We start from the raw sequence: 1,633 nt of genomic DNA, 5'->3' as shown, positions 1-1,633 counted from the left end.
TTTTTTGATTCTTCTGATTTGAAGGGTTTTTGATGGAGGGTTTGATCCTGGCTCAGGACGAACGCTGGCGGCGTGCTTAACACATGCAAGTCGAACGGTAAGGCTCCAGCTTGCTGGGGTACACGAGTGGCGAACGGGTGAGTAACACGTGGGTGACCTGCCCTGCACTTCGGGATAAGCCTGGGAAACTGGGTCTAATACCGGATAGGACCGCACCGTGAGGGTGTGGTGGAAAGTTTTTTCGGTGTGGGATGGGCCCGCGGCCTATCAGCTTGTTGGTGGGGTAATGGCCTACCAAGGCGGCGACGGGTAGCCGGCCTGAGAGGGTGGACGGCCACATTGGGACTGAGACACGGCCCAGACTCCTACGGGAGGCAGCAGTGGGGAATATTGCACAATGGGCGGAAGCCTGATGCAGCGACGCCGCGTGGGGGATGACGGCCTTCGGGTTGTAAACTCCTTTCACCATCGACGAAGGGTTTCTGACGGTAGATGGAGAAGAAGCACCGGCTAACTACGTGCCAGCAGCCGCGGTAATACGTAGGGTGCGAGCGTTGTCCGGAATTACTGGGCGTAAAGAGCTCGTAGGTGGTTTGTCGCGTCGTCTGTGAAATTCCGGGGCTTAACTCCGGGCGTGCAGGCGATACGGGCATAACTTGAGTACTGTAGGGGAGACTGGAATTCCTGGTGTAGCGGTGAAATGCGCAGATATCAGGAGGAACACCGGTGGCGAAGGCGGGTCTCTGGGCAGTAACTGACGCTGAGGAGCGAAAGCATGGGGAGCGAACAGGATTAGATACCCTGGTAGTCCATGCCGTAAACGGTGGGCGCTAGGTGTGGGTTTCCTTCCACGGGATCCGTGCCGTAGCTAACGCATTAAGCGCCCCGCCTGGGGAGTACGGCCGCAAGGCTAAAACTCAAAGGAATTGACGGGGGCCCGCACAAGCGGCGGAGCATGTGGATTAATTCGATGCAACGCGAAGAACCTTACCTGGGCTTGACATATACAGGATCGCGCCAGAGATGGTGTTTCCCTTGTGGCTTGTATACAGGTGGTGCATGGTTGTCGTCAGCTCGTGTCGTGAGATGTTGGGTTAAGTCCCGCAACGAGCGCAACCCTTGTCTTATGTTGCCAGCACGTTGTGGTGGGGACTCGTAAGAAACTGCCGGGGTTAACTCGGAGGAAGGTGGGGATGACGTCAAATCATCATGCCCCTTATGTCCAGGGCTTCACACATGCTACAATGGTCGGTACAGTGGGTTGCCAGTCCGTGAGGGCGAGCTAATCCCGCAAAGCCGGTCTCAGTTCGGATCGGGGTCTGCAACTCGACCCCGTGAAGTCGGAGTCGCTAGTAATCGCAGATCAGCAACGCTGCGGTGAATACGTTCCCGGGCCTTGTACACACCGCCCGTCACGTCATGAAAGTCGGTAACACCCGAAGCCAGTGGCCTAACACATTTTGTGGGGGAGCTGTCGAAGGTGGGATTGGCGATTGGGACGAAGTCGTAACAAGGTAGCCGTACCGGAAGGTGCGGCTGGATCACCTCCTTTCTAAGGAGATTATTTTTTCTTTGTGTCATGTGTCATCGTGTTGGTGGCGTGTGGCTATTTTTTGTTTTTGGGTGGAACACC

1 rRNA gene is annotated in these 1,633 nt (G+C 56.2%); it reads left to right on the top strand.

Annotation, left to right across the window (positions count from 1 at the left end):
- Positions 1–29 precede the first annotated feature (29 nt).
- Positions 30–1,552: ribosomal RNA gene (locus HMPREF2681_RS00620) — 16S ribosomal RNA — on the top strand.
- Positions 1,553–1,633: the final 81 nt, after the last annotated feature.

This window comes from Corynebacterium sp. HMSC064H12, from assembly GCF_001809925.1.
GTDB lineage: Bacteria > Actinomycetota > Actinomycetes > Mycobacteriales > Mycobacteriaceae > Corynebacterium > Corynebacterium jeikeium_D.
Note: the sequence above shows the minus strand (reverse complement) of the source record. Positions and strands in the feature narration are given on the sequence as shown.